This is a genomic window from Chryseobacterium sp. POL2, assembly GCF_011058315.1.
GTDB lineage: Bacteria > Bacteroidota > Bacteroidia > Flavobacteriales > Weeksellaceae > Soonwooa.
In genome coordinates, this window is the sequence record NZ_CP049298.1 from 2,226,519 (window position 1) to 2,252,257 (window position 25,739).

A 25,739-nucleotide genomic window follows, 5' to 3' on the forward strand; every position below is an offset into this window, starting at 1 on the left:
TTAGTTTTGCACTTATAATTAAGTTACAAGTATGAAACAATATTCCTCAATACGAAGTGTACAGATTTTAGCGCATGTTTTACAACAATACGGAATCGATAAAGTTGTAGTCTCGCCAGGATCTCGTAATGCGCCATTGGCAATTCATTTTTCGGAGATGGATGCTATGCAATGTTATAGTATTGTGGATGAGCGTTCTGCTGCATTTGTAGGAATGGGCATGGCAAAAGCTTTGAAAAAACCTGTAGCTATAACCTGTACAAGTGGTTCTGCAGCAACCAACTATTATCCAGCTATTGTGGAAGCTTTTTATCAAAATGTTCCGCTTTTAGTTTTGACAGCAGATCGTCCAGGGGATTATGTTGATATTTTTGATGGACAAACCATTCGCCAAAATAATCTTTACCAGCAACATTCGTATGGTGACTTTCAATTGATGGAGGATACAGAAGAAAACTCTTATGATTACAATTTAGATACTGTAAAAAAAGCGGTAGAACTGTGTATCGAAAAAAGTGGACCAGTTCATATTAACATTCCTTTGAGCGAGCCTCTTTATAATTTGGTGAACGAACTTCCTGTTTTGCCAAGTATAGAGTCAAGCATTCAGCTAAAGAATTTTGACTTTTCATCGAATTTGGCAGCCGAGTGGAATACTTCCAAAAGAATTTTGATTTTGGTAGGTATGCAAGATCCCAATCCAGAATTGCAAATGCAGTTGTCACAACTGGTGAAGAATCATAGCGCGGTAATTCTTACAGAAGTAACGTCTAACTTGGATAACGAAAAATTCTTTTCGCATATCGATCGGTATATTTTTAATTTTAAAGAAGAAGATTTCAAAACTTATACGCCAGATCTGTTAATCACAGTTGGACAAAATGTGGTTTCCAAAAAAGTGAAAAAATTCTTGCGCGAGGCAAAACCAAAACACCATTGGCATATTGATGAATATTGGCAACCAGACACTTATTTTGCTTTAGATAGAAAAATAGAAACTAAACCAGAAGTTTTTTTTGGTAAACTTTTGAATAATATTAGCTTAGAGCCTTCGTCTTATTTTAATCTATGGGATGTTTTGCGAGATAAAATGGATGTGCGCCATCAAGAAAGTTTGCCAAAAATAGGCTATTCGGATTTTTACCTGTTTAATATACTTTCTCAAACAATTCCCGCAGAATATAACATCCATATTTCTAATAGTTCGGCGATTCGTTATGCTCAACTTTTTGATTTTAATAAATACAAAACCTATTGTAATAGAGGAACCAGCGGTATCGATGGTTGTACATCTACAGCAATGGGATTTGCCATGATGACCGACGAACCAACACTTTTGATAACGGGCGATATCAGTTTTTTTTATGATATAAATGGACTTTGGAATCCCTACATCCCGCCATACACAAGAATTGTGATTTTCAATAATGGAGAAGGTAATATTTTCCGAATCATTCCTGGACCTAGTGATACCAATGCGGTTGATGAATTGATCGCTACACAACATCATCGCACGGCAGAGTTGTTGGCTAAGAATTTTGGTTTCGATTATATAAAAGCTGAAGATGAGATGAGTCTAGATCGTGTGATGGAGGCTTTCTTCAAATCTGGACCAAAACCAAAAATTTTGGAAGTTATGACTAAAGACGAACATAATGAAGACAAGCTAAAAGCCTATTTTGAAAATCTAAAATCCTAACTATAAATCATCGATATCGGTAATTTTAGTCGGGAGGTTTTTAATTTTTGAAATGGGATAAATAAAACTTTCTTCAAAATTATTCATGGCGTTAATAATTTTAAAATGACTGAATTCCGAGATGTTGTCAAGTGTGATTTGCATTGTTTTAATTTGATTGGTTTGCAAAAGATGTTGACGTTGTACGCCTTGCAACAGACAAGTTTCTGGCGTATACCATATTTTATTTTTTAGGAAAATTATATTGCTAAAACTCGTGTCTGTAAAAGACTTATTTTGGATGATTATAATTTCGTCAGCGGTAGAATTTTGTTTGAGATTATTAAATTTATTTCGATCTAAATATTTGAACTTATACTTTAATTGATTATTATTAACCAACTCAAAATCTTTAATTTCTGAAATCGCATAAGGAATCATTTGGGTTTCAAAGTTGTTGTCCAAATCGTAAATAATTCTTAGTTTATAAAGACCATCTTCATCGTGTTCCAAAGTCTTAAAAATTTCTAAAAGATTAAGATGACATTCTCTTTCAAAATGCTTAAATGTTTCAAAAACACGTTGTTGATGAAGTTCTACCAAATGGATTTTTTGCTTTTCAATTTTAATACTTTCAATAAATTGGAGCATAAATTTTATTTTTCATTTCTTCGTATTCGTCGAGCAATTGGCTTTGATGTGTAATGCCGCCGCCACTTTTAAAAACATAATTTTCACCCGTCTTTTCAATAAAACGAATCATAACGCAAGAGTCCAAATTTTCACCATCAAAATATCCCGAAACGCCAGAATAATAGCCGCGGTCATATTGCTCTGCTTCCAAAATAATGTCTAAAGTTTTCTTTTTTGGTGCCCCCAAAATAGATCCTGCTGGCAACAAAAGATTAAGAATGCTTCCAATTTTATTCTGAAATTCGGGTTTCAGCATCCCCGAAATTTCAGAACTCATCGCAAAAAGATTTTTTTGTTGCGTTTGGATATAATCAATGCGTTGAAATTTGTCCACTTTAACATCATTTGCAACCATGCTGAGGTCGTTTCTCAACAAATCGACAACAGTGTAATGTTCTGCTTTTTCTTTGATGTTTTGCTTGAGAAGTTCTTGTGCGTTGGGTATGTTAGCATCGATTGTGCCTTTCATCGGATGCGTCGATATTTTGTTGTTTTTAATCTCAATAAAGGTTTCTGGCGAGAAAAATACAAAACGATTGGGAACGCAGGCTTTGTATTTTGCTTTAGAATTCGCAAAAATTTCTTCTAAGGAAAAATTAATTTCAATGGGTGTTTTTCGGGTATAATTCACCAAATAAGAATTGCCTTTCCGAAGATTATGTTGTACAATATCAAATCCAATTTTGTAGGATTCTAAGGATTCTGCATTAAAGTTTAACTTAAATTTATTATCGTTAAATGAAATGTTTTCAGAAGATTGAAAGTTTGGGAAATCAATTAGAATATTAGATTTTTTTAATTCATTATTTTGCAATAGAATCATTTTCTGTTTCAAAAAATCGATGAAGAAAGCGAAAGGCTTTTTCGCAAGAGAAAGCGCATCAATCATCTCGGAATCAAAATCAATTTCTTGTAACATTCTTTTATTAGGCTTTGAAGCTTTATTTTTGCAGTTCAAATATAAATCAATATGGAGAAAACTCCCAATACTTCTGATATTAATCTTGTACTTTCGCGCGCTTTTAACTTGTGGAGTAGTACGCTGAAATTTCAGATCTCGTTCAGTCTTTTTTATTTTGCAATTCTTTTTGCATTGGCGTCATTTGCCTTCAATTATTTTGGAATTAACGAAAAAGTAGAAGCTTTCGCGCCTTTGTTACAAAGCAATCCTGATGCTTTTATGGAGAAGATGAAAGAGTTGGCAGTTACGGAAGAATACTCCAATTTCATGTTTGCTCTTATTGTTATCAAAGCTATTGTTTTTCCTCTTAATATTGGAATGCTGAATATTTTCGCGGTGAAGGAAAGCGGCAAAGATCCTTTATTAAGCGATCTTTTGGTGGGATATCAAGGCATTAATTTTTTTAAATATTTTACTTACGGTATTTTCTGGGGCTCTGTTTATTATTTGAGTTCGATTTTCGCGCCATTACTTTTAGTTTGGGTTTTGGTGAGTTTCTTTGTTAGTCCGATTATGTTTTTTCTTAACCAAAGTAGTTTCAAAGCGATTAGCCTTGGTTTTGCAGCTTTGAAGACTAATTTTATTTTGATATTTGTTTGCACATTGGTGGCAATTGCATTTTCTTATTCTGGGTTACTAATGTTTGGATTTGGCTTTTTGTTGACTTTTCCTTTTTGGAATGCTATCATTTATGCTTGTTTTCGACATGTTTTTGTAGTAAAAGCTTAAAGTTTTTAATTAATTAACATTTTGAAGCTAAAAAAATTGTAATTTGGAATCAACAAAAAAATAAATTATGGAGACATTCAACGATTTTGATTCACAAGGAAAAGTTCCTGCTAGGAATACAGGTGATATTATTTCCCACGCTTTTGAAACCTATAAAGGTGTGGTTTTGTACGCGATTGTAGCGATGATATTGTATATGATTGCATCATTTTTGGTACAAGGGCTTTCTGGTTTTAACTCTCAATCGATGTATGAGGAGATTATGGCTAATCCTGGCGGAAATATTAATTATTTTGCAATTCCAGGGCTTACAACTTATTATGCGTTTTCGTCTTTGTTTGGACTTTTAATTTCCCCATTATTTTTAAGTCTTATCTATATTTCTCACAAAGTGAATGTGAAGGAGGCTGTTTCTTTTGGAGATTTGTTTTATGGCTACAAAAACAATTTGGTAAATATCCTACTTTATAGTGTAATTACAGGAATTATAACAACTATAGGTTTTGCTTTATGCATTCTTCCGGGATTGTTAATATTGCCATTGTTTTTCATTGGTTATCCGATTTTAATTTTTGAAAATGCCTCAGCTACAGAAGCTTTGAGCAAATCTTTTAATATTGCTAAAGAAAATTACGGCACATTTTTAGGCGTTGCATTTTTGTCTGCAATTATCAGTATTGCAGGAATAATCCTTTGTGGTATTGGTATTATTGCAACTGCGCCATTTTATTTAACTGCTGCTTATTCGATGTATATAGCATTTACTGATCTTCCAAAAAAGATTGTTTATAATTCTTAAAATATATTAAAGTGCCTAATCCCGAAAAACAAATCAACGATAACATTATCAAACAAATTGCTCTTATACTTCTGATAGTAATTCTTACAGGGCTCATTTGTTATAATCTTGCGATGTTTATCCCATCGTTGTTAGGCGCTTTAACATTATACATTATTTCCAGAAGATACCTTCTTTATCTTTTAGAAGATAGAGGCTGGAAACCAGCTTTAGCCGCAAGCGTTATTATTGTGGCAACTTTAGTCATTCTTATTTTACCAGTCTATTGGATTGTGGATTTGCTCATCGAAAAGTTGGGAAATGCACAAGCTTATATGGTAAAATTCAATGCTTTTATTGATAAAGTTCACGATTATATCTTTTCTCAACTCCAAGTTGATATTCTTAGCAAAGAAAATCTTGATAAGCTAAAATCCGCAGCTGGACGATTTTCTACTTCAGCGCTAAGTACAACCTTCAATACGTTTACGGTGATTTTTTCAATGTATTTTATTTTGTATTTTATGTTGATTGCACCGCGGAAGTTTGAAAAATTGCTAACCAATGCAGCACCTTTTAAAAAATCCAATATTAATCTGCTTGGTGAAAAAATCCGAAAAATGGTCATTGCTAATGCCGTCGGAATTCCTGTAGTAGCATTGGGACAGGCTGTGGTTGCTATTATTGGTTATTTTATTTTTGGTGCGCCAAGTCCAATCCTTTTGTTTGCTTTAACCTTTGTGACAAGTATGATTCCAATAGTTGGAGCGGCAATCATCTATGTACCGGTGAGTATTTTTATGATTGCAGAAGGACAAACTGGAGCCGGATTAGGACTTGCAGTATATTGTTTGGTAATTGTTGGACTTACAGACAACTTGTTGCGTTTTACATTATTAAAAAAATTAGAAAACATCCATCCTTTGAATACCGTTTTTGGGATTATTGCGGGGATGAATATCTTTGGGTTCCTTGGTCTTATTTTTGGACCAATTCTTGTGTCCGTTACCGCTTTGCTAATTCAGGTTTATCGGGACGAATTCTCAGGTGATGATGATACTCCAAAAGATATTTTGATGCCTGATAAAGACGAACTTGACGATAAAATAGATTTGATTATATAATGACGCCAGAAATTCTTCAAGAACTTTGCAAGACCAAAATGCCTTATGGAAAGCATAAGGATCAATGGATAATTGATCTTCCTATTTCGTATTTGGAATGGTTTAACCGCAAAGGTTTTCCCAAAAACAAATTAGGCTCGCAGCTTGCTACAGTTTATGAAATTAAACTAAATGGCCTCGATCATATTTTCTCTGTTATTCGAGAGAATAAAAAGCCAGAAGCACCAACGAAACCCAAAATATATAGGCTATGATTTCAACGCGGCAATTTCGTCACGAAGTCTTGCTGCAGCTATAAAGTCTAATTTTTTCGCAGCATCTTCCATTTCTTTTTGTTTTTGGTCAATCAATTTCTGGATATCTTCAGAAGCGTAATGGGCTTTAACTTCAGCAACTTCTTGGAGAATAGATTTCTGCGTGTATTTTTCATCAGGGAAATCCTTGCTTCTACCCACAAGATTCTCACTTATTTTTTTGTTAAGAGCAGTTGGTACGATACCATTTATTTCATTGTATCGCATTTGCTTTTCACGACGATAATAGGTTTCATCAATCGTTGCCTGCATGGATTTGGTCATTTTATCAGCATACATAATCGCTTTACCATTCACATTTCTTGCAGCACGGCCAACAGTTTGTATCATCGATCGGCGACTTCTCAACATACCTTCTTTATCGGCATCCAAAATCGCAACCAACGACACTTCTGGTAAATCCAAACCTTCTCTCAAAAGGTTAACACCGATTAATACATCAAATAAACCAAGACGAAGATCCTGCATAATTTGGATACGTTCAAGTGTTTCTACATCAGAGTGGATGTAACGTGTTCTAATTCCGAATTTTATAAAATATTTGGTAAGCTCTTCCGCCATTTTTTTGGTTAGAGTTGTTACCAAAGTTCGTTCATCTATTTCAGCACGTTTTTGAATTTCTTCGATTAAATCATCAATTTGGTTCAAGCTTGGTCGCACTTCAATAATCGGATCCAAAAGTCCTGTAGGACGAATAATTTGCTCGATATATTCGCCACCAGTTTTTTCTAATTCATAATCTGCCGGTGTTGCCGAAACATAGATAACCTGATTTTGCATTTGTTCAAACTCTGGAAATTTTAATGGACGATTGTCCATTGCAGCGGGAAGTCGGAAGCCGTATTCTACCAAAGACTCTTTACGACTTCTATCGCCGCCATACATTGCATGGACTTGCGGAATAGTAACGTGGCTTTCGTCAATGACCATCAAATAATCTTTAGGGAAATAATCCAAAAGGCAGAAAGGTCGAGTTCCTGGCAAACGGCCATCCATATAACGCGAATAATTTTCGATGCCCGAACAATAGCCGAGTTCTTTTATCATTTCTAAATCCAGTTCTGTCCGTTCTTGAATTCTTTTGGCTTCAAGTGGTTTTTCTATCCGATTAAAAAAATCAACTTGCTTAACCATATCATCCTGAATCTCGCGAATTGCGCCTTGCATAGTTTCTGGAGAGGTTACAAAAAGATTGGCAGGATAAATATTAATTTGGTCAAAATTAGAAAGTACATTTCCGCTAACAGGGTCAAAACTCTGTATTTTCTCGATTTCATCTCCAAAAAATTGAATTCGGACGGCATTATCGGCATAAGCGGGGAAAATATCAACCACATCACCCTTCACACGGAAAGTTCCGCGTTGAAAGTCATTCAATGCTCTGGAATATAATGCGTTAACTAACGAGTGGAGCAATTTTGTTCTTGATAATTTTTCATGTTTTTCAATGGTTATCAAAGATTTATGAAATTCTGATGGATTTCCAATACCATAGATACACGATACAGAAGCCACAATCAAGACGTCGCGACGTCCAGAAAGTAAGGATGCCGTTGCCGAAAGTCGCAATTTCTCAACCTCTTCGTTGATGCTGAGATCTTTTTCAATGTAAGTTCCTGTTGTAGCGATGTATGCTTCGGGTTGATAGTAGTCGTAATAACTCACAAAATATTCTACAGCATTATCAGGAAAAAACTCTTTAAACTCCATAAAAAGCTGTGCTGCCAATGTTTTGTTATGTGCCAAGACAATGGTAGGTCTTTGGATTTGGTTAACCACATTAGCAATTGTAAAAGTCTTTCCAGAACCTGTAACGCCCAAAAGTGTTTGGTACTTCTCGTCTTGCTCTATGCCTTTTACAAGTTTTTCGATAGCTTTTGGTTGATCGCCGGTTGGCTGATAATCTGATTGAAGTTTAAAATTCATACCTCAAAATTACGAAAGATTTTAGATTTTTTATCGATGCTTTTTAATTGTGTGTTTTAATAAATTCATTGATTATCAAATGTTTATATTATTTGGTTTAAAAACATTAATTTTAAACTTAATAAAAAAGTGTAAAAGATGAAAATCAATATTAAAATTTCGATCTTTAGTATTTTGGCAATATTATTCTCGTGCGAGTCAAAATCTCAGAATAAAAATACCTACCAAAATAATTCTGTAGAAACTGAAAAACCTAATTCTACAGATCTTAAACCTGCATTTTCTGGACAAACAAGAATTGCTGCTGTTAAGACGAATACCGCTTACAAAGTAGAAACGCTTAATGAAAAACTTGGTCGTCCTTGGGGAATTACGCAGTTGGATGATGGTCGATTTTTAATCACAGAAAAAAGTGGTTTTCTACATTTGGTTTCAGCAGATGGACAATATGTTAAAAAAATAATAGGACTTCCAAAAGTCGATGCTTCTGGACAAGGCGGTTTGCTAGATGTTGCAGTTGATCCAGATTTTGCAAATAATAGAATATTGTTTTGGACATTTTCAGAACCTTTTGAAAATGGCAATCTAACGTCCGTTGCAAAAGGTAAATTATCTTTGGACGAAACCCAAATAGAAAATCCACAAGTGATATTCCGTGCAACACCATCTTATAATGGTAAATTGCATTACGGAAGTAGAATCGTGTTTGATACCTCGGGACATCTTTTTGTCAGCACTGGCGAACGGTCTGATAAAGTGACGCGACCTTTGGCGCAAGATCTTACAACCTATCTTGGGAAAATTGTCCGAATTACAAAAGAAGGAAAAGCTGTTGTCGATAATCCTTTTGTTGGAAAAACCGATGTAAAGCCCGAAATATATTCCTACGGACATCGCAACGTACAAGGTTTGGCGATAGATTCTTCGACTGGAGAACTCTGGAACTCGGAGTTCGGACCTCGCGGTGGAGACGAAATTAATTTAATAAAACCAGGGAAAAACTACGGCTGGCCTGACATCACTTATGGTATTGAATATAGCGGCAACAACATCGGAAAACACATCACACAGAAAGAAGGTATGGAGCAGCCCGTTTATTATTGGGATCCCGTGATTTCTCCAAGTGGCATAACGTTTTATACAGGTACAATTGATGAATGGAAAAATAACTTGTTTTTAGCTTGCCTTAGTGGCGAACATATTGACAGAATCGTCATCAAAGACAATAAAGTTGTTGGTGAAGAACGGCTTTTGGATGACAAAGGCGAACGCTTTCGAGATATTTTGGATGGAAAAGATGGCAATCTTTATACAATAACCGATAGCGGAAAATTGATGAAAATTTCTAAAAAATAAAACAAAATCCTAAGTGGAAACTTAGGATTTTTTTATACGATCAGCTCTCTTGACACCATGAAAATCTTTAAGATAAAATGGTTCAAAATAGGCAACATCTTCAAAATCTTTTGCCTCGTATTTTGCTTTTGCTTTGTTAATTAAATATTGAGCAGAAGGAAAAATATCCGCCTTGTATTCTGCATTAGGAAGTTGTAGAACTTCTTGTGCTTTCGTTGCGCCATCGCCAACAAACAAAACTTTTTCTGATTTTAAATCTTGGAAAGAATGTTCGTCAAGAATTTTAGCTTCAGTTTCAGAAATGATGTTTCCTGTTGTACCATCATAGGTTGCGGTATATACTTCCATTCTTCTGGCGTCAATTAATGGAATAATTTTGTCAAATCCTTGATTCACAAATTTTTCAATCATACTATCTAAAGAATTAATTGAAATAAGTGGCAGCTTTAATCCGAAACAAAAACCTTTGGCAGAAGCCGAGCCAATTCTTAGTCCTGTGTAAGATCCGGGACCTTTTCCAAGAGAAATCGCGTCAAGATCTTTTAGTTCTATTTCTGCTCCTTCCAATGCCCATTCTACAAATGTATGCAGGCTTTCAGATTGTTTATAATTTTCTGAAACTTCCTCACAAAGACATAGCAATTCGGCATTGTCGGAGATGGCAACCGAGCAGTTTTTTGATGAGGTTTCGATGTGTAAAATTTTCATGTTACAAATTTACGATTTCAAACCAACACTTTGTCTGGTCCACAATTTCCAAACGCCTTTTTTATGAATCCAAATTTCTAAGACAGAAAGTTGCATGCTAAAAAGCTGATTGTTGTAAAGACCTTTTACAGAAATAATTCTTCTGATGTTGGCTAATTTTTTTCTGAATTTTAATTCTTTCAGTTCGGTTTGTTTGACAGATTGATATTTTACTTTTCCCGACTCAAAATCCTTGCGAAAATCTTCATAATTCTGAACCCAAGCATTGGAATGTCCGAATGAAACATCATCCGCCAACAAGTTTAAAATCTTATTGTCATTATGTTCCATTAAAGAATCCAGTTTTGAAACTTGCATCAAAATTTCTGTTTCTTTTCTGGAATATTCTTGCGAAAAACCAATGGTAAAGTATAATAGAAATAAAAGCTTTAAAAACGACTTCATTATTTTTTATAGATGGTTCTTGGCTCTGCTTGGGCTTTTGGATAAATGGTCATCTCTGCGATAGAAACTCTTTCGGGCACATTAATGCAATAGGCAATGGCATCTGCAATATCTTCTGCTGTAAGTGGCTCGTAACCAGTATAGACTGTTGCGGCACGTTTTTCATCACCTTTGAATCTCACTTTGGAAAAGTCCGTTTCTACAGCGCCAGGCTGAATGTTGGTAACGCGAATTCCGAATTCTGTTAACTCAATTCTCATGCCTTCAGAGATGACATCCACCGCTTTTTTGGAAGCGCAATAGACAACACCATTGGCGTAAGTTTGTCTAGCAGCAACAGAACTTATATTGATGATTTGTCCATTTTGTTTTTCTTTCATAAACTTAATAATCGGTTGCGAAACATAGAGTAGGCCTTTCACATTGCCATCCATCATAGCGTCCCAATCCTCGATGCTTCCATTAGAAATAGAGTCCAAACCATGAGCATTTCCTGCATTGTTGATAAGGACGTCAATATTTTTCCAAGATTCTGGTAAAGAGTCAATTGCTTTAAAAACCGCCTCCGAGTTTCTTACATCAAAGTTCAATGTAATAATTTCGGTTTCTTCGGATAATTTATTTTTTAAATCTTCAAGAATTGTGACGTTTCTTCCACAAAGAATTAATCTTTGTTTTTGTTTTGCTAGCACAATAGCTGTTGCTTTTCCGATTCCAGAAGTTGCTCCGGTGATGAATATTGTTTTCATAAGAATGTAATTGCGACACAAATTTATTTCATTTCTAAATTTTAAATAGACTTTTAGAATTATATTTTGGACTTAATGATTAATTTTACACTTCAATTCAAAATAATGACAGATTTACCAGGTTTAGCAATTAAAGAATTTTATGAAGGACGAACAAAGTCTAAGCTTTTTGTACATGATGAATTTGGACCGAAAGTGGAAATGCCGATTTCTGCTTATTTCCGTAACGAAATAGAAATGCCCGAATTGGAAGTTTTGGCGCTTGACCAATGTCAAGGAAAGGTTTTGGATATTGGCGCAGGCGCCGGTGCCCATGCTTTGGCTTTGCAAGTGCGTGGCCATGAGGTTTCTGCTTTGGAAATTTCTCCAGCAGCTTGTAATGTTATGAAACATCGTGGAGTAAATAATGTTATTTGTGAGGATTTTTTTGAGTTTGAAACTGTTGAAAAATTTGATACAATTCTATTATTAATGAACGGAATTGGACTTTGTGGAACACTAGATCAGTTGGAAATTTTTCTTAAAAAAGCAGAAAATTTGTTGGCTGATAATGGAAAATTGATTTTTGATTCTTCCGATGTTATTTATATGTACGAAGACGATCTGCTGCCAGAGCGCTATTACGGAGAAATAAAATGTTCTTATTCTTATAAAGACATTAAAACGGAAACCTTCCAATGGCTATACATCGATGAAGAAAAACTACAAGATATTTGTGAAAAACTGGGTTGGAAAATGACACATCTTTTTGAAGACAATCATTACCATTATCTAGTAGAACTAAAAAAATAAACCTCGGATTATCCGAGGTTTTTCTTTATTGTGAATTGTCAATAACTAAAGAATCAAAAAGAAGCTTAACCCTAACAGTTGAAGGAATTGCTTGCCCATCGCAATTTGCGGGCGTCCAATTGGTTTTCACTTTTTTAGCAGCGGACTTTAGATCATCATAAAAATACTTTGAATTTTCAATAGCTGGCCCAACTTTTATGTCAGTCGTTTTACCATCTTTATCAATCAAAAAATCGATGTAAAAAGGTCCATTCGCGGCGTAAGCATCATTATTAAGATATTGGTTAATTCGTTTTTTTAAGTCTTGCTTGAAATTTTCTTCTCCCAAATTAATCTTAGCGCTGTTGAACTGATGTCCTTCTGTGTTGCTACATTTTTTCTCTGCCAATTGATAGATCCCGCGAAGGTCGTACGTCATCAAATTTTTTGAAGAATCTATCGACACAAAACTCTCTTGTCCTTGTTCTTCAACATCGGTTTGTGCAAAAGAAAAGGCAGAAATAAAACTAAAAATTAAAGCTAATCGTTTCATCATACTAATTTACAAAACTTCAATTTGATTTTTTAATAAATCTTCAAAATCTTCACGTTTTCTGATTAAAGTCGCTTTACCATCGATAAACATGACTTCGGCAGGTTTTAATCTGGAGTTGAAGTTAGAGCTCATTTCAAAACCATAAGCGCCCGCATTTCTAAATACCAAAACATCGCCTTCTCGAACTTCGTGAAGTTTTCTATCCCAAGCAAACGTGTCCGTTTCGCAAATATTTCCAACAACTGTGTAGATTCTTTCTGGACCTTTTGGATTCGATAAATTTTCAATCTTATGATAAGCATCGTAGAACATTGGACGAATCAAATGATTGAAGCCAGAATTAACCCCAACAAATACCGTAGCGGTCGTTTGTTTAATAACATTTGATTTTACTAAAAAATGGCCGCTAAGACTTACCAAATATTTCCCAGGCTCAAACCAAAGTTGGAAATCTTTGCCAGAATCTTTGGTGTAGTCTTTCATAGCTTTGTCAACCTTTTTTCCTAAAGACTTCACATCGGTTTCTAGATCGCCGTCTTGGAAAGGTACTTTGAAACCGCTTCCCATGTCCAGATATTTTAGATTTGGGAAATGTTCTGCCAGGTCAAACATAATTTCAAGGCCTTGTAGGAAAACATCAGGATCTTTAATCTCGCTTCCTGTATGCATGTGTAGTCCTTCTACATTGATTTTTGTAGATTTTACGATACGCTCGATATGACGCATTTGGTGGATCGAAATACCAAATTTGCTATCGATATGTCCTGTAGAAATTTTATAATTTCCGCCTGCAAAAATATGCGGATTAATTCTTACAAAAATAGGGTAGCTGTCGCCGTGCTTGTTCCCGAACTGCTCTAGCATCGAGATGTTGTCAATATTGATATGCACGTTAAGGCTCATGGCTTCTTCAATTTCTGTGATATCCACACAATTGGGTGTGAAGAGAATCCGGTCTGACGAAAATCCAGCTTTTAATCCCAGTTTGACCTCGTTGATAGAAACACAGTCGAGATTGGCGCCAAGTTTCTCAACATATTTCAAGATATTAATGTTGGTTAAAGCCTTTGCAGCGTAGAAAAATCGCGTGTTCTTCGAGAAAGAACCAGTCAACTTTTCGTACTGCATTTTTATCGATTCTACATCGTACACATATACTGGTGTACCAAACTCATCAGCAATTTTTAATAAATCTTGATTGGTCATTGGATTAAACTATAATGTATTTGAAATAAATAAATACGCGAATTTCGGTATTTTTTGGATAAAAACACCGAAAAGCTCTGAAATTCTATAATCTAAATCTTAAATTATTTTTCTGGCAAAACTTGGATTTCAAAATCGCCACGCAAAAGGGATAATTGTAACTCGTTTTTAAGATAAGGCGAAACAGAAGAAACGGGAATCATCAGTTTTTTGATTTTGTCCAATGTTTTAATCTGATGATAGAGTTCATAAAAACCGAAACCTTTTAGTTTTCCCTTTTCAAAAACAATGAAAACCTTTTCGCCCAATTGTCTGCCGCTGGAAGTCCAGATTTCGTTGCGCGTTTTAAGATTAATTTTCTGTGTTAAATTAACTAAATCCTGAAGATCTTCCTGATGTTTAAGAAAACTTAATGCCTTAAGGCCTTGTGTATAGCTTTTGAATTTTAAAATAGGTTGAGGTTCAGATTCTTTGGTGAATTTCTCAACATTATATTTTCCATTTTGATAAAATAAACCAAAACCTAATTTCTGAACTTTGCTTAAGTTCTTGGTTTTCATGATAAGCTGTGCAATAACTTCGTTACCAGTTAGTTCGTAATTAATTTGCTCAACGTTTTGCTGTATGGCTTTGTATTTTTTTGCATTGGAATTAAAGACTTTTTTGGCAACTTTGTAAATATTATCTACCAAATCATGGAAAATGATTTTGCCGTCTTTATTTTGGAAATAAATAATGCCTTTGTCAGCTGGAAGATCTTCGGTTAACTCCTTGATTTTGTTGGTATAATTGATGGCTTTGCTTTCTTCGAATTGCGACTGGATTATTTCGTGGTCTTTGTCTTTGGTAATCAGTAATTTAAGTAGGTCCAAAGTCGCTCTCGCATCACCACTTGCACGATGGGCTTCCGAAAGAGGAATGCCAATCGACTTGCAAAGTTTACTTAATGAGTAGCTTTTTTCTTCAGGAATTAGTTTTTTGGCTAAAGGAATTGTGTCTAAAGTATTGATTTTGAAATCGTATCCAAGTCTTTTAAAAGATTGGCGCAACATCCGATAATCGAACTCTATATTATGTCCCACCAAAGTTGAATTTTGGGTAATTTCGATGATTCGTTTAGCGATTTCATGAAATTTAGGAGCTGTTTTCACCATATTTGGAGAAATGCCAGTCAGTTTTTGTACAAAAGAGGTGATGTCAGATTCTGGATTTACCAACGAGATGAACTGGTCAACAACTTCGTGGCCATCGTAACGGTATATTGCGATTTCTATTATATTTTCTTTGCGGTACGGTCCGCCATTGCTTTCTATGTCTACTATGGAATACATCTACATTATTAATGTTCTTCGCTTTTTCAAACGGATCAAATTTTATTATCTTCTACGTCCACCAAGTCCCAACATTCCCAGAATAGCTCTGGCACCTTCGCGCATGATGGTGTTGGTAAAAGTACGGCCAGCACTGGATTTCATAACAGTTTCGAACATGCCTGGTTCTTCTTTGACGGGTTTGTTTTTTTGAGCTTGTGGCGCGGCTTCTACAGCTTGATTCATCCTTTGATTTAAAATTTCAAAAGCTGATTCTTTATTAATGCTTTGCTCATATTTTGAAACCAGGGCAGATTTGCTTGTCAGTTCTGAAACTTCGGCATCATTAAGAACATCCATTCTCGATTCAGGCGAAATTAGATAAGTCTGCACCAATGGCGTCGGAATACCTTTTTCGTCCAAAGCTGTTATAAAAGCTTCCCCAATTCCTAGATTCTGAATAAGATTCGCGGCATTATAATATTCAGTTGTAGGATAATTTTCTACGGCTTTAGAAATTTCTTTTTTGTCTTTAGCGGTGAAACCACGCAATGCGTGTTGGATTTTTAAACCCAATTGTGACAATACATTTTCCGGAACATCTCCTGGAATTTGAGTAATGAAATAAATTCCGACACCTTTTGATCGAATTAATTTCACCATGGTTTCAATTTGTGATAAAAGCGTTTTGGAGGCTTCACTGAAAATCAAATGCGCTTCGTCGATGAACAAGACTAATTTTGGTTTTCCACTATCGCCTTCTTCTGGTAAAGTCATGTAGATTTCAGCAAATAAAGACAGCATAAATGTTGAAAATAATTGCGGTTGATTCTGGATGTTTGCAACGCGCAAAATATTAACAACGCCTTTTCCGTCGCGCGTATGTAACAAGTCCTGAACGTCAAAACTCGGTTCTCCAAAAAAAGCCGTTGCGCCTTGTTGTTCTAATGCAACAATTGATCGCAAAATGGCCCCTAAAGAAGCGGATGCAATAGAACCGTAATTGGAAGCAAGTTCTGCTTTTCCTTGTTTGTTATCGGTCACATATTGGAGAACTTTTTTAAGATCGTCAAGGTCGATCAATGGCAAACCTTTATCATCACAATATTTAAAAACGATAGACATAATGCTCGTCTGTGTGTCGTTTAATCCAAGAATTTTACTTAATAATAGCGGCCCAAATTCTGTAACGGTTGCGCGAAGCTTCACACCTTTTTCTCCAGAGATGCTCATCAATTCTACCGGAAAAGCCTGAGGCTCGTAAGGTAATTGCGTTTTGTTGTAACGTTCATCAATAATAACATTGCGCATTCCTGGTTCTGCAATTCCAGAAAAATCTCCTTTGATATCCAATACCAAAGACGGAACGCCCGCGTGCGAAAGTTGTTCAGCAAAAACTTGAAGGGTTTTGGTTTTTCCTGTTCCTGTTGCACCAGCTATTAGACCATGTCTATTGATGGTTTTCAGTGGGATAGTGACATTCACCTCAGGGATTACTTCACCATCTAACATCGCTTTTCCGAGAATAATATGTTCGCCTTTTGGGCTGTATCTGGAATTTAGTTCTTCAATAAATTTTGCTTTCTCCACCATTTTTTAAATTTAAATAAAAGGATAAAGGTAAATAATTTCTTAGTAAAAATGCAAGATATCTTAAAATGCTTAGTTGATATAAATCTAATCGAATCTTACTTAATTTTAGTAAATTTGTTATTGTACAAAATCGCAGCAATATGGACAGAACCAAAATAATGGATGCTATTATCAAAGAACAACAAAAAGTGATTGATAATTTAAAAGAATCTGTGGATAGATATGTCCTAGCTTCAGATATAGAAGAGGATAGTACGATTGATCCGGACGATTTGTCACAACAAGTACAAGCCAAAGATATGCAACTTCGCTTCGAGCAGCTTTTGAAGAAAGCCCAAGACGAAATGAGTTTTTTGGTTATAGAACGTGATTTGAAACATGAAATAATTGAAAAAGGAAGTCTTGTGAATCTCGACGATGCCCTATTGTTTATTGGACTTTCTCTGCCAAAATTTGACTATTCTGGAAAAACGCTTATGAGTTTTTCTATCGATGCGCCAGCTTTTAAAAATGTTGAAGATAAAAAAGTGGGCGATCAAATTAGTCTTGGAAACCAGATGTATAATATCCTATCGATTTTATAAAAAATGAATATTAAAACAAATATTAAAACAAATAGATAAACCCAATCCAGCAATTCCTGATTTTTAACATTTTTGAAATGAAAAGAATGATTTTTGCTGATATAGAAAACAAAAAAATTTAGATTTAAAAAATATGAAAGTAGAACAAATATACACAGGATGTTTAGCACAGGGCGCTTATTATATCGTCTCTGAAAATGAAGCCGCAATTATTGATCCTCTGCGTGAGATTTTGCCTTATTTATCAAGATTGGAAAAAGATGGTGTTAAGCTTAAATATATTTTTGAAACTCATTTTCATGCAGATTTTGTTTCTGGACATTTAGATTTAAGTAAAAAAACAAAGGCGCCGATTGTCTATGGACCAACAGCCAATCCCGAGTTTGAAGCTATTATTGCTGAAGACGAACAGGTTTTTGAAATTGGAAAAATTAAGATTAAAGCCTTACATACGCCAGGACACACCTTGGAAAGTACAACCTATCTTTTGATTGACGAAGATGGAAAAGAAACCGCAATTTTCTCTGGCGACACTTTATTTTTAGGTGATGTCGGCCGACCAGATTTAGCACAAAAAGCCGCAAATATGACGCAAGAGGAGTTAGCGGGTATGCTGTATGACAGTTTGCAGACTAAGATCGTTCCTTTGTCAGACGATATTACAGTTTATCCTGCGCATGGTGCAGGTTCGGCTTGTGGAAAAAATATGCAGAAAGAAACTGTCGATACTTTAGGTAATCAAAAGAAAACAAATTATGCGCTTAACCAGCCCAATAAAGAGAGTTTTGTAAAAGAAGTTCTGGATGGACTTTCGGCACCGCCAAAATATTTTGGAATGAATGTCGCGATGAATAAAGCTGGCTACGATTCTTTTGATGACGTTATGAAAAAAGGAAATAATCCGCTTTCTGTTGAAGATTTCGAAAGCATTGCAGAAAATACGGATGCTTTAATTTTAGACACACGTGGTGCGGCAGACTTTCATAAAGGCTTTATTCCTAATTCTATTAACATCGGTTTGAAAGGTGATTTTGCGCCTTGGGTTGGTGCTATGATTGTGGATGTTAAACAACCAATTTTGTTGGTGAGTGACGCTGGCACAGAAGAAGAAGTCATTACCAGACTAAGCCGCGTAGGATTCGATAATGTATTAGGTTTTATCAATGGCGGTTTCGAGGCTTGGAAAAATGCAGGAAAAGAAATTGACGTGGTTAAAAGAATTAGCCCGCAAGAATTTGCTGAAGTTTATAAAACGGATGACAAAGTTATTGATGTTAGAAAAGATGGAGAATATGCGGCAGAACATATCAATGAAGCCTATCATAGACCTTTATCGGAAATCAGCGAATGGGTAAACAATGTCGATGATAAAGAACATTTCTTCTTACATTGTGCAGGCGGTTACAGAAGTATGATTGCTGCAAGTATTCTTAATGCTAGAGGAATTCGGAATTTTACCGAAATTGATGGCGGTTTTAATGGGATTAAAAAAACAGAAAAAGTGCCAACTTCGGATTTTGTATGTCAAAGTAAAACATTATAAATGAATAAATTAATTACGGTTGTAATTCTAATGTTTTTGGCGTCATGCCAAACACAACAGCCACAAAATGTTAATGCACGTCCAGATATGAAAGAGTTGATTAACGATTCTGAAACCGTATTGGTAGATGTTCGCGTTCCAGAGCAGTTTGAAAAAAACACAGCGAAAGGTGCTATTAATATTCCTTTAGCCGAAATAGAAGAACATGCCACTGAGTTGAAGGGCAAAAAAGTCGTTTTGTTTTGTAATACAGGAAGACAAGCTGGACAAGCTTTGGACATTTTGAAAAAAGTAGGACACGACAATGTCTATTCTGGTGTAAGCGTTTTTAATATTCAAGCTTTACAGAAAGAAAGTAATGATAAGTAACTGAAAATTAATAAATAATGTCACAAGCATTTCAAGAAATTATAAATTCTGAACGTCCTGTTCTTATCGATTTTTTTGCAACGTGGTGTCAACCCTGCAAAGTACAATCGTCCGTACTAACAACGGTGAAAGAAAATATTGGAGAAGGTGCAAGAATCATCAAAGTTGATGTCGATCAATATCCCGCAATAGCTGGTCAATATGGTGTGCGAGGCGTACCAACTTTAGCCATCTTCAAAAATGGAGAAATGCTATGGAAAGAAAGTGGTGTCCATGATGTCAACACACTGACAGAACTTTTAAAAAGATTTCAATAATAAAAACAGCCAGAAAATATTTTCTGGCTGTTTTTATTTTAATTCAAATTCATCAGCATCTTTCAAAAACGGAAAACGCGCTCGGAATTTCTTTAAATCTTCCAAATCCAATTCGGCTGTAACAATATTATTTTGTCTAGCCGAAATTTCGGTTCCATCTGCGAAAAGTATCAAAGAGCTTTCCTCGTAGTTCAGTTGATTGCCATCTGTCCCGATGCGGTTAAGTCCAAATACGAAAGACTGGTTTTCTACGGCGCGCGCTTTCAGTAATGTACGCCAAGCCTCAACGCGAGTTTCTGGCCAATTGGCAACATTGATTACCAAATCATAATCGCCTAAGTTTCTTTGAAAAACTGGAAATCTCAAATCATAACAAACTTGTAATAATATTCTAAATCCTTTATAATCAATTATTTTCCTGACGTTACCTGCCGTATAGATTTTGTCCTCGCCAGAATAAGAAAACAAGTGTTTTTTATCATAATAATCAAAATTTCCATCGGGTTTTACAAAATAAAATCGGTTGTAAAATTTCTCATTTTCACAAATAGAAACACTTCCAGCAATTGCAGTCTTTTTTTGTTGCGCAAAATTCTGCATCCAGATTAATGTCTCGTTGTTGCGATCAGCAATATCTTCGGCATCCATGCAAAATCCTGTTGAAAACATCTCGGGAAGCAAAAAGACATCAGCTTCTATATTTTTGAAACTATCGGCGATAACGTCGTAATTTCTGACTTTGTTTTTCCAGAAAATGTCTAGATTGAGTCCAGCAATTTTTAGTTTTGACATAATGAAGTTTCTTGCTTAAAGTTAAGGATTAAATCTTAAAACAAACGAAGTTGCTGCGCTCGCGATCCTGAGAAATTTTCTACGGAAAGCTCTCGTTTTTCGTTGTTATGAAAATATTTTTTTCTCCCAACTTCAAAGGTTTTATGAATCATTTCTGCAATGTTTCCTTCGCCTTTATAACGTTCGAAATAACGTTTTTCGCCCAATTTTCCGCCACGCATATTTCGGATGAGGTTAAGAACTTTATCTTTCCTCTCCGGGAAATGAGCCGATAGCCATTCTATAAATATAGGCTCTACACTATCGTTGAGTCTTACCAAAGTGTAGCCAAAATTACGAGCTTCCGCATCAGAAACGGATTTTAATATCGATAGACTTTCATCACTCGTCAAGCCTGGGATAACGGGCGCTAGCATTACATTCACAGGAATGTCGTTCTGAGAAAGGATTTCTATGGCTTTTAATTTATTTTGAGAAGATGAAGTTCTGGGCTCCATCACACGGCGCAATTTTTCATTAAGCGTTGGAATGCTCATAGAAACCGAAACCAAATTCTGACTAGCCATGTCTTTCAAGATATCTATATCCCGAAGAATCAACGCGTTTTTAGTTATGATACCTACGGGATGTCTATAATCCCGGCAAACTTCGAGAAGTTTTCGGGTGATTTCGAATTCGCGTTCTATAGGTTGGTAACAATCGGTGTTTCCGGAAAGCATGATAGGTCTTGGAATGTAGCCTTTCTTTTGGAAGTTTTTTCCAAAAGTTCTGGCGCATTTTTTTTAACCATAATTTTTCTTTCAAAATCGATGCCTGCGCTGTAACCCCAATATTCATGCGTTGGTCTGGCAAAGCAATACGCACAACCGTGCTCACAACCTTGATAAGGATTCATGGAATAATCCATCCTCAGGTCGGGGCTTTTCACTTTGTTAAGGATTGTTTTTGGAAAAACTTCAATGACTTGGGTTTTGATTATTGCTATGTCTTCTTCGTCCGGTTCGTAAGTATAACGATCGAACCGATTAACAATATTGTGCTGCGCACCTTGACCTTTTGGAATATTAACTGTCATTTTCTAAGCCAAAATTTTTATAAATCTAATTGAGTTTTTTTGAAAAAAATGACATTTAACTTAAAGTTTTCCACAAAAAAACCAATCCCGAAAAGAGATTGGTTTTAATATATGTTTATTGACAAAAATTATATAAATGCGTTAATTTCTATTCCATCTCCATGTTCGACAAGTTGGTTTTCTGATTTTTTACTAAAAAGACGATGAGAATCTGTATAGTCTTTTGCGTATGTTTTGTCTTTAAAAACCTTTCTTATAGCTAATGCGCCTACAACCGCGAATAAGCCAATAGCGCTTGCCAATATTACTTCTACATTTTTATTCATAAGAATTAATTTTGAAGTTAAGATACAAAATGTGTTCCTTTTCTACAAAGCTAGTCGGATGATAAGTGTTAATTTTAATTAAAGTTTAAAAACCATTCGGTTGCTAAATTTGACCATTCGGTAATATTTTTTTAATAAAAAATAAAAGCTAAGTATAAATTTGCATTATAATAATTAGAAAATGACACGCAAATCACTAAAAATATGCTTATGGCTAGCATTAGGCTCGGGGCTTTTCTTTTTCCTCTTTTTTTCGAATGAGAAAAGTTTAGAAACTTTTGCTATAAGTTGTTTGATATCATCTATGTATGTTTTTTTGATGGCTGTGCCCAATGGTTTGTTAAATGATTATCTTAATAAAAGATATTCTTGGGTTGACCAGACGCGTACCAGAGCTGTTATTGGCGTTATTGCTACAATTGTACTTAATTTTTTGTTGACCTATTTATGTAACGGGATCAACTTTGTTTTGATACAAAAAGTGACTACCTGGGAGGTTTTCTTTTCGGAGAAATACAATTTTGCCAATTGGTTCATGATTAATTTCGCATTGATGATTTCGGCATTTCTTCATGCTAAAGGCTTTATGGAGGAACTGAAAAAAGTAACGCGCAAAGAAGTTGTTGAGCAGAAGATTATCGCAAAATCGGCCAATGCACAATTTGAAAGTCTTAAAAATCAGCTTGACCCACATTTTTTATTTAATTCTTTAAATGTTTTAAGCGCTTTAATTGACGAAAATCAAGACCAGGCACAAAAATTCACGCTGTCCATGTCAAAAATTTACCGTTATGTGCTGGACCAAAAAGATAAAGAATTGGTCAGTGTAGAAAACGAGTTGGATTTTGCGAAAACCTATGCAGAGCTTTTAAAAACAAGGTTTGAGGATAGTGTAGAATTCCAGTTTGATGTTCCAGAAGAAGATTATGTGTTAAAGGTTGTTCCGCTGTCACTTCAACTTTTATTAGAGAATTGTATCAAACACAATTTTGCGACCGCAGCCAAACCTCTGGTGATGAAAATCTATACCGAAAAAAAATTTTTGTGCATTGAAAATAATCTGCAAACCAGAGAATTACCCAAAGATCGAGAAGGCATTGGATTGTTAAATATTGTACAGCGTTATTCGCTTTTGACCAAAGAAAATGTTTTTATCGAAAAATCTGAAGATTACTTCAAAGTTAAAATACCCATGTTAATTGAACAAGAAAATATTAAAATTATGAATGCAACAACATCACAAGAAAGTTTGGCTTACGAGAAAGCTGCTAGACGTGTTAAAGAACTGAAAGGCTTCTACGGCAATTTGATTTCATATTGTATCGTTATCCCATTTATAGTAATTGTTAATTTGGTTACTTCTCCAAAGCAACTTTGGTTTTATTGGCCGATGTTGGGTTGGGGAATAGGGCTCGTTGCCCACGGTATGAATGTTTTTACCATCGGAAAAGCCTGGGAAGAACGTAAGATAAAAGAAATAATGGAAAAGGATCAATTTTAATTAGCAATCATGGAAAATAATGAAAACATAAAATACCAAATGGCCGCAAAACGCGTCAAAGATTTGAAAAGTTTTTACACGCATCTATTCGTCTACCTTGCGGTTAATCTTTTACTTTTCTTTTTAAACTATAGAGAGCTGCCAAAAGGTGAAAGTATTTGGCAATGGCAGATTTGGATAACGCCTTTGTTGTGGGGAATTGGGCTCATTGCACACGCTTTATCCGTGTTTGTACCCGGTTTTATTTTATCAAAAAATTGGGAAGAACGCAAGATAAAAGAATTAATGAAGAACTATAAATAAAATATTATTTTTGAAAATATGATAAAGACGATTATTATCGAAGATGAAAAACCAGCCGCTAGAAAACTCGAAAGAATGTTGGCTAATTATTCTGATTTAGAGTTGGTTGCGGTTCTTAACTCGGTGGAGGAAGCTGTTGCTTGGTTTTCGCAAAACAAACATCCACAACTCATTTTTTCGGATATTGTTTTAGGCGACGGGTTGTCTTTTGATATTTTCGAGAAAGTCGCTACCAAAGCTTTTATCATCTATACCACGGCGTTTGATCAATATACTTTAAAAGCCTTTAAACTGAACAGTATCGACTATCTTTTGAAACCAATTATGGAAGAAGATTTAACGAAAGCTATTGAGAAATTCAAATCGTTTTTGCCAGAAGAAGGCCTTGTTAATTCGCAGGAAATCAAACAAATTCTTAAAAAAGAAAAGTCTGTTTTATCGAGAGTGTTGGTGAAAATTGGTTATAATCTTAAAATTATCCATACGCAAGACGTTAGTTGTTTTTATAGCGAGAATAAAATTGTGTATTTACAAACCAAAGAAAGAACTTTTCCCACCGATTTTACGTTAGATGAGTTAGAGGAAGTTCTTGACAATCAATTGTTTTTTAGGGTTAATCGTCAATATATTATTCAGTCGAGTTTTATTAAAAATATTCACACCTCGCCTTATTTCAAAGTTGAATTAAACTTTCAGCCAGAAGAAGAAATCACCGTAAGTCGGGATCGTGTCAAAGATTTTAAAAATTGGTTATCTAGTTGATAATTAATTCATTAAGTAAATAAAAAGCTTCCTCACTTGAGAAAGCTTTTATATTATTAAATTTATTTTTTCATTAAGCTATCACGCCACTTCCCAACAATTCTTCGTCAAGATACCAAGCCGCGAATTGTCCTTCAGCAATGGCGGATTGCGCTTCATCAAATTCCATATAGAAAGCTTCATCAAACTGATAAATAGTGGCTTCCTGCAAAGATTGTCTATAACGGAATCTGGCTTGGACACGCATGCTTTCGCCATTGTTTAATTTTAAATCTTCTCTTACCCAATGCACTTCGCTGTTGTCAATTTTCAGAGCTTTTTTGTGGAGGCCAGGAAAAGCGTGACCTTCGCCCACGAAAATGATATTGTTGGTCATATCACGAGAAATAATAAAACAACTTTCTTTGTGACCACCAATTCCTAGACCTTTGCTCTGTCCGATGGTGAAGAATTGCGCGCCTTGATGTTTTCCAATAACTTTTCCGTCCTCTTTTTTATAATCGATTTTTCGGGAAAGATATTCTAGTTCTTCTTGTTTGGAACTGAAACGAGGTATGGGTTTCGAAAACTCGGCAAAATCGTTAAAGATTTCAACAATTTCGCCTTCTTTTACCTCCAATTGTTGTTGCAAGAAAGTTGGCAAACTTACTTTTCCGATAAAGCATAAACCTTGCGAATCTTTTTTGTCAGCAGTTACAAGACCTGTTTCTCTTGCAATTTCCCGAACTTCAGGTTTTGTTAGTTCGCCAATTGGAAAAAGCGCTTTTGATAATTGATCTTGACTCAATTGACATAAAAAATAAGATTGATCCTTGTTGTTGTCTTTACCTGCCAAAAGGTGGAAAATCTCTTTGCCGTTTTCATCAACTGTAGAATCTACCCGCGCATAATGTCCTGTGGCAACTTTATCAGCGCCAAGAGATAAAGCCGTCTGCATAAATACATCGAATTTCACCTCGCGGTTACAGAGCACATCAGGATTCGGCGTGCGTCCTTTCTGATATTCGTCAAACATATAGTCCACGATACGCTCTTTGTAAAGCTCGCTCATGTCAATTACCTGAAACGGAATGCCCAATTTCTGAGCAACCATCAAAGCATCATTACTATCTTCCACCCAAGGACACTCGTCCTCCAAAGTTACCGAAGCATCATTCCAGTTACGCATAAACAGTGCAATCACCTCGTGTCCTTGCTGTTGCAAAAGATACGCGGTTACGCTAGAGTCCACACCGCCGGATAGGCCAACTACTACTTTCATAATGTTTAAA

At 35.4% G+C, this 25,739-nt stretch carries 27 protein-coding genes and 1 pseudogene; 14 read left to right on the forward strand and 14 right to left on the reverse strand.

Annotated features, from left to right (window positions below; genetic code table 11):
* Positions 1-31: 31 nt before the first annotated feature.
* Complete coding sequence (gene menD, locus G6R40_RS10400) at positions 32-1,699, forward strand: 2-succinyl-5-enolpyruvyl-6-hydroxy-3-cyclohexene-1-carboxylic-acid synthase (RefSeq protein WP_165134987.1); 1,668 nt, start codon at positions 32-34, stop codon at positions 1,697-1,699.
* Here menD and G6R40_RS10405 read toward each other — a convergent pair whose 3' ends face one another.
* Positions 1,700-2,329 (reverse strand): aminotransferase class IV, encoded by a 630-nt coding sequence (locus G6R40_RS10405; protein ID WP_165134990.1) that lies wholly within the window; start codon positions 2,327-2,329, stop codon positions 1,700-1,702.
* The gene (locus G6R40_RS10410) at positions 2,313-3,290 is read right to left on the reverse strand and encodes an aminodeoxychorismate synthase component I (RefSeq protein ID WP_165134993.1); all 978 of its coding nucleotides are present in this window, start codon (positions 3,288-3,290) and stop codon (positions 2,313-2,315) included. Before G6R40_RS10410 ends, G6R40_RS10405 begins: the two co-directional genes overlap by 17 nt.
* 51 nt (positions 3,291-3,341) lie before the next feature.
* Between G6R40_RS10410 and G6R40_RS10415 the strand changes: the two genes are divergently transcribed.
* The 4 genes from G6R40_RS10415 to G6R40_RS10430 all read left to right on the forward strand — a co-directional run bounded on the left by G6R40_RS10415 (position 3,342) and on the right by G6R40_RS10430 (position 6,217).
* The gene (locus tag G6R40_RS10415) at positions 3,342-4,061 is read left to right on the forward strand and encodes a hypothetical protein (protein ID WP_165134996.1); all 720 of its coding nucleotides are present in this window, start codon (positions 3,342-3,344) and stop codon (positions 4,059-4,061) included.
* Between the two features lie 67 nt (positions 4,062-4,128).
* Positions 4,129-4,860 carry a beta-carotene 15,15'-monooxygenase gene (locus G6R40_RS10420; RefSeq protein WP_165134999.1) on the forward strand — a complete coding sequence of 244 codons (732 nt, stop codon included), beginning with the start codon at positions 4,129-4,131 and terminating at the stop codon, positions 4,858-4,860.
* A gap of 11 nt (positions 4,861-4,871) precedes the next feature.
* The gene (locus G6R40_RS10425) at positions 4,872-5,963 is read left to right on the forward strand and encodes an AI-2E family transporter (protein ID WP_165135002.1); all 1,092 of its coding nucleotides are present in this window, start codon (positions 4,872-4,874) and stop codon (positions 5,961-5,963) included.
* A complete protein-coding gene (locus G6R40_RS10430; protein WP_165135005.1) occupies positions 5,963-6,217 on the forward strand; it encodes a DUF3820 family protein in 255 nt (84 codons plus the stop codon). Before G6R40_RS10425 ends, G6R40_RS10430 begins: the two co-directional genes overlap by 1 nt.
* Here G6R40_RS10430 and uvrB read toward each other — a convergent pair.
* Positions 6,212-8,203, reverse strand: coding sequence for an excinuclease ABC subunit UvrB (uvrB, locus tag G6R40_RS10435; protein WP_165135008.1), 1,992 nt, complete (start codon positions 8,201-8,203; stop codon positions 6,212-6,214). The genes G6R40_RS10430 and uvrB overlap by 6 nt on opposite strands.
* A 138-nt stretch (positions 8,204-8,341) precedes the next feature.
* On the opposite strand from uvrB, the gene G6R40_RS10440 reads away from it, so the two are divergent.
* Positions 8,342-9,559: a PQQ-dependent sugar dehydrogenase gene (locus tag G6R40_RS10440; RefSeq protein WP_165135011.1), complete on the forward strand. Its 1,218-nt coding sequence runs from the start codon at positions 8,342-8,344 to the stop codon at positions 9,557-9,559.
* Between the two features lie 21 nt (positions 9,560-9,580).
* Here the strand turns inward: G6R40_RS10440 and tsaB are convergent, their stop codons facing one another.
* Genes tsaB through G6R40_RS10455 form a run of 3 tightly spaced genes read right to left on the reverse strand, consistent with a single transcriptional unit; the run spans position 9,581 to position 11,460 of the window.
* Entirely contained in the window at positions 9,581-10,267 is a 687-nt protein-coding gene (tsaB, locus tag G6R40_RS10445; RefSeq protein WP_165135014.1) for a tRNA (adenosine(37)-N6)-threonylcarbamoyltransferase complex dimerization subunit type 1 TsaB, read from the reverse strand.
* Between the two features lie 9 nt (positions 10,268-10,276).
* Positions 10,277-10,711, reverse strand: coding sequence for a nuclear transport factor 2 family protein (locus G6R40_RS10450; protein ID WP_165135017.1), 435 nt, complete (start codon positions 10,709-10,711; stop codon positions 10,277-10,279).
* Entirely contained in the window at positions 10,711-11,460 is a 750-nt protein-coding gene (locus G6R40_RS10455) for an SDR family NAD(P)-dependent oxidoreductase (RefSeq protein WP_165135020.1), read from the reverse strand. The genes G6R40_RS10450 and G6R40_RS10455 overlap by 1 nt, the downstream gene beginning before the upstream one ends.
* A gap of 105 nt (positions 11,461-11,565) precedes the next feature.
* Here G6R40_RS10455 and G6R40_RS10460 point away from each other — a divergent pair, with 105 nt between their 5' ends.
* Positions 11,566-12,252 (forward strand): methyltransferase domain-containing protein, encoded by a 687-nt coding sequence (locus G6R40_RS10460; RefSeq protein ID WP_228455842.1) that lies wholly within the window; start codon positions 11,566-11,568, stop codon positions 12,250-12,252.
* Between the two features lie 25 nt (positions 12,253-12,277).
* Here the strand turns inward: G6R40_RS10460 and G6R40_RS10465 are convergent, their stop codons facing one another.
* From G6R40_RS10465 to G6R40_RS10480, 4 genes are all read right to left on the reverse strand, one after another.
* Entirely contained in the window at positions 12,278-12,787 is a 510-nt protein-coding gene (locus G6R40_RS10465; RefSeq protein WP_165135026.1) for a hypothetical protein, read from the reverse strand.
* 6 nt (positions 12,788-12,793) lie between these two features.
* Positions 12,794-13,993 (reverse strand): diaminopimelate decarboxylase, encoded by a 1,200-nt coding sequence (gene lysA / locus G6R40_RS10470; protein ID WP_165135029.1) that lies wholly within the window; start codon positions 13,991-13,993, stop codon positions 12,794-12,796.
* A 104-nt stretch (positions 13,994-14,097) separates the two neighbouring features.
* A complete protein-coding gene (locus G6R40_RS10475; RefSeq protein WP_165135032.1) occupies positions 14,098-15,324 on the reverse strand; it encodes a PolC-type DNA polymerase III in 1,227 nt (408 codons plus the stop codon).
* 45 nt (positions 15,325-15,369) lie between these two features.
* Positions 15,370-16,896, reverse strand: a complete 1,527-nt coding sequence (locus tag G6R40_RS10480) for a helicase HerA-like domain-containing protein (RefSeq protein WP_165135035.1) — start codon at positions 16,894-16,896, stop codon at positions 15,370-15,372.
* Positions 16,897-17,036: 140 nt separating this feature from the next.
* On the opposite strand from G6R40_RS10480, the gene G6R40_RS10485 reads away from it, so the two are divergent.
* The 4 genes from G6R40_RS10485 (at position 17,037) to G6R40_RS10500 (ending at position 19,709) form a co-directional block, all read left to right on the forward strand.
* Complete coding sequence (locus G6R40_RS10485) at positions 17,037-17,480, forward strand: hypothetical protein (RefSeq protein WP_165135038.1); 444 nt, start codon at positions 17,037-17,039, stop codon at positions 17,478-17,480.
* Positions 17,481-17,613: 133 nt separating this feature from the next.
* The gene (locus G6R40_RS10490) at positions 17,614-19,023 is read left to right on the forward strand and encodes an MBL fold metallo-hydrolase (RefSeq protein WP_165135041.1); all 1,410 of its coding nucleotides are present in this window, start codon (positions 17,614-17,616) and stop codon (positions 19,021-19,023) included.
* On the forward strand, positions 19,024-19,392 hold the full coding sequence (locus tag G6R40_RS10495) for a rhodanese-like domain-containing protein (protein ID WP_165135044.1): 369 nt from the start codon (positions 19,024-19,026) through the stop codon (positions 19,390-19,392). It begins immediately after the preceding gene.
* A gap of 17 nt (positions 19,393-19,409) precedes the next feature.
* Entirely contained in the window at positions 19,410-19,709 is a 300-nt protein-coding gene (locus G6R40_RS10500) for a thioredoxin family protein (RefSeq protein WP_165135047.1), read from the forward strand.
* A 33-nt stretch (positions 19,710-19,742) separates the two neighbouring features.
* Here the strand turns inward: G6R40_RS10500 and G6R40_RS10505 are convergent, their stop codons facing one another.
* The 3 genes and pseudogenes from G6R40_RS10505 to G6R40_RS10515 all read right to left on the reverse strand — a co-directional run bounded on the left by G6R40_RS10505 (position 19,743) and on the right by G6R40_RS10515 (position 21,902).
* Complete coding sequence (locus G6R40_RS10505; protein ID WP_165135050.1) at positions 19,743-20,501, reverse strand: amidohydrolase; 759 nt, start codon at positions 20,499-20,501, stop codon at positions 19,743-19,745.
* Positions 20,502-20,536: 35 nt separating this feature from the next.
* A pseudogene (locus G6R40_RS10510) lies at positions 20,537-21,576 on the reverse strand (PA0069 family radical SAM protein).
* A gap of 128 nt (positions 21,577-21,704) precedes the next feature.
* Positions 21,705-21,902, reverse strand: a complete 198-nt coding sequence (locus G6R40_RS10515) for a hypothetical protein (protein ID WP_165135053.1) — start codon at positions 21,900-21,902, stop codon at positions 21,705-21,707.
* A 304-nt stretch (positions 21,903-22,206) separates the two neighbouring features.
* On the opposite strand from G6R40_RS10515, the gene G6R40_RS10520 reads away from it, so the two are divergent.
* The 3 genes from G6R40_RS10520 to G6R40_RS10530 are packed head-to-tail and all read left to right on the forward strand — an operon-like array spanning position 22,207 to position 24,468.
* On the forward strand, positions 22,207-23,403 hold the full coding sequence (locus tag G6R40_RS10520; protein ID WP_410497329.1) for a 2TM domain-containing protein: 1,197 nt from the start codon (positions 22,207-22,209) through the stop codon (positions 23,401-23,403).
* Between the two features lie 9 nt (positions 23,404-23,412).
* On the forward strand, positions 23,413-23,706 hold the full coding sequence (locus G6R40_RS10525) for a 2TM domain-containing protein (protein WP_228455843.1): 294 nt from the start codon (positions 23,413-23,415) through the stop codon (positions 23,704-23,706).
* An 18-nt stretch (positions 23,707-23,724) separates the two neighbouring features.
* The gene (locus G6R40_RS10530) at positions 23,725-24,468 is read left to right on the forward strand and encodes a LytR/AlgR family response regulator transcription factor (RefSeq protein WP_165135059.1); all 744 of its coding nucleotides are present in this window, start codon (positions 23,725-23,727) and stop codon (positions 24,466-24,468) included.
* Between the two features lie 73 nt (positions 24,469-24,541).
* Here G6R40_RS10530 and mnmA read toward each other — a convergent pair whose 3' ends face one another.
* Positions 24,542-25,729 (reverse strand): tRNA 2-thiouridine(34) synthase MnmA, encoded by a 1,188-nt coding sequence (gene mnmA / locus G6R40_RS10535; RefSeq protein ID WP_165135062.1) that lies wholly within the window; start codon positions 25,727-25,729, stop codon positions 24,542-24,544.
* Positions 25,730-25,739 lie beyond the last annotated feature (10 nt).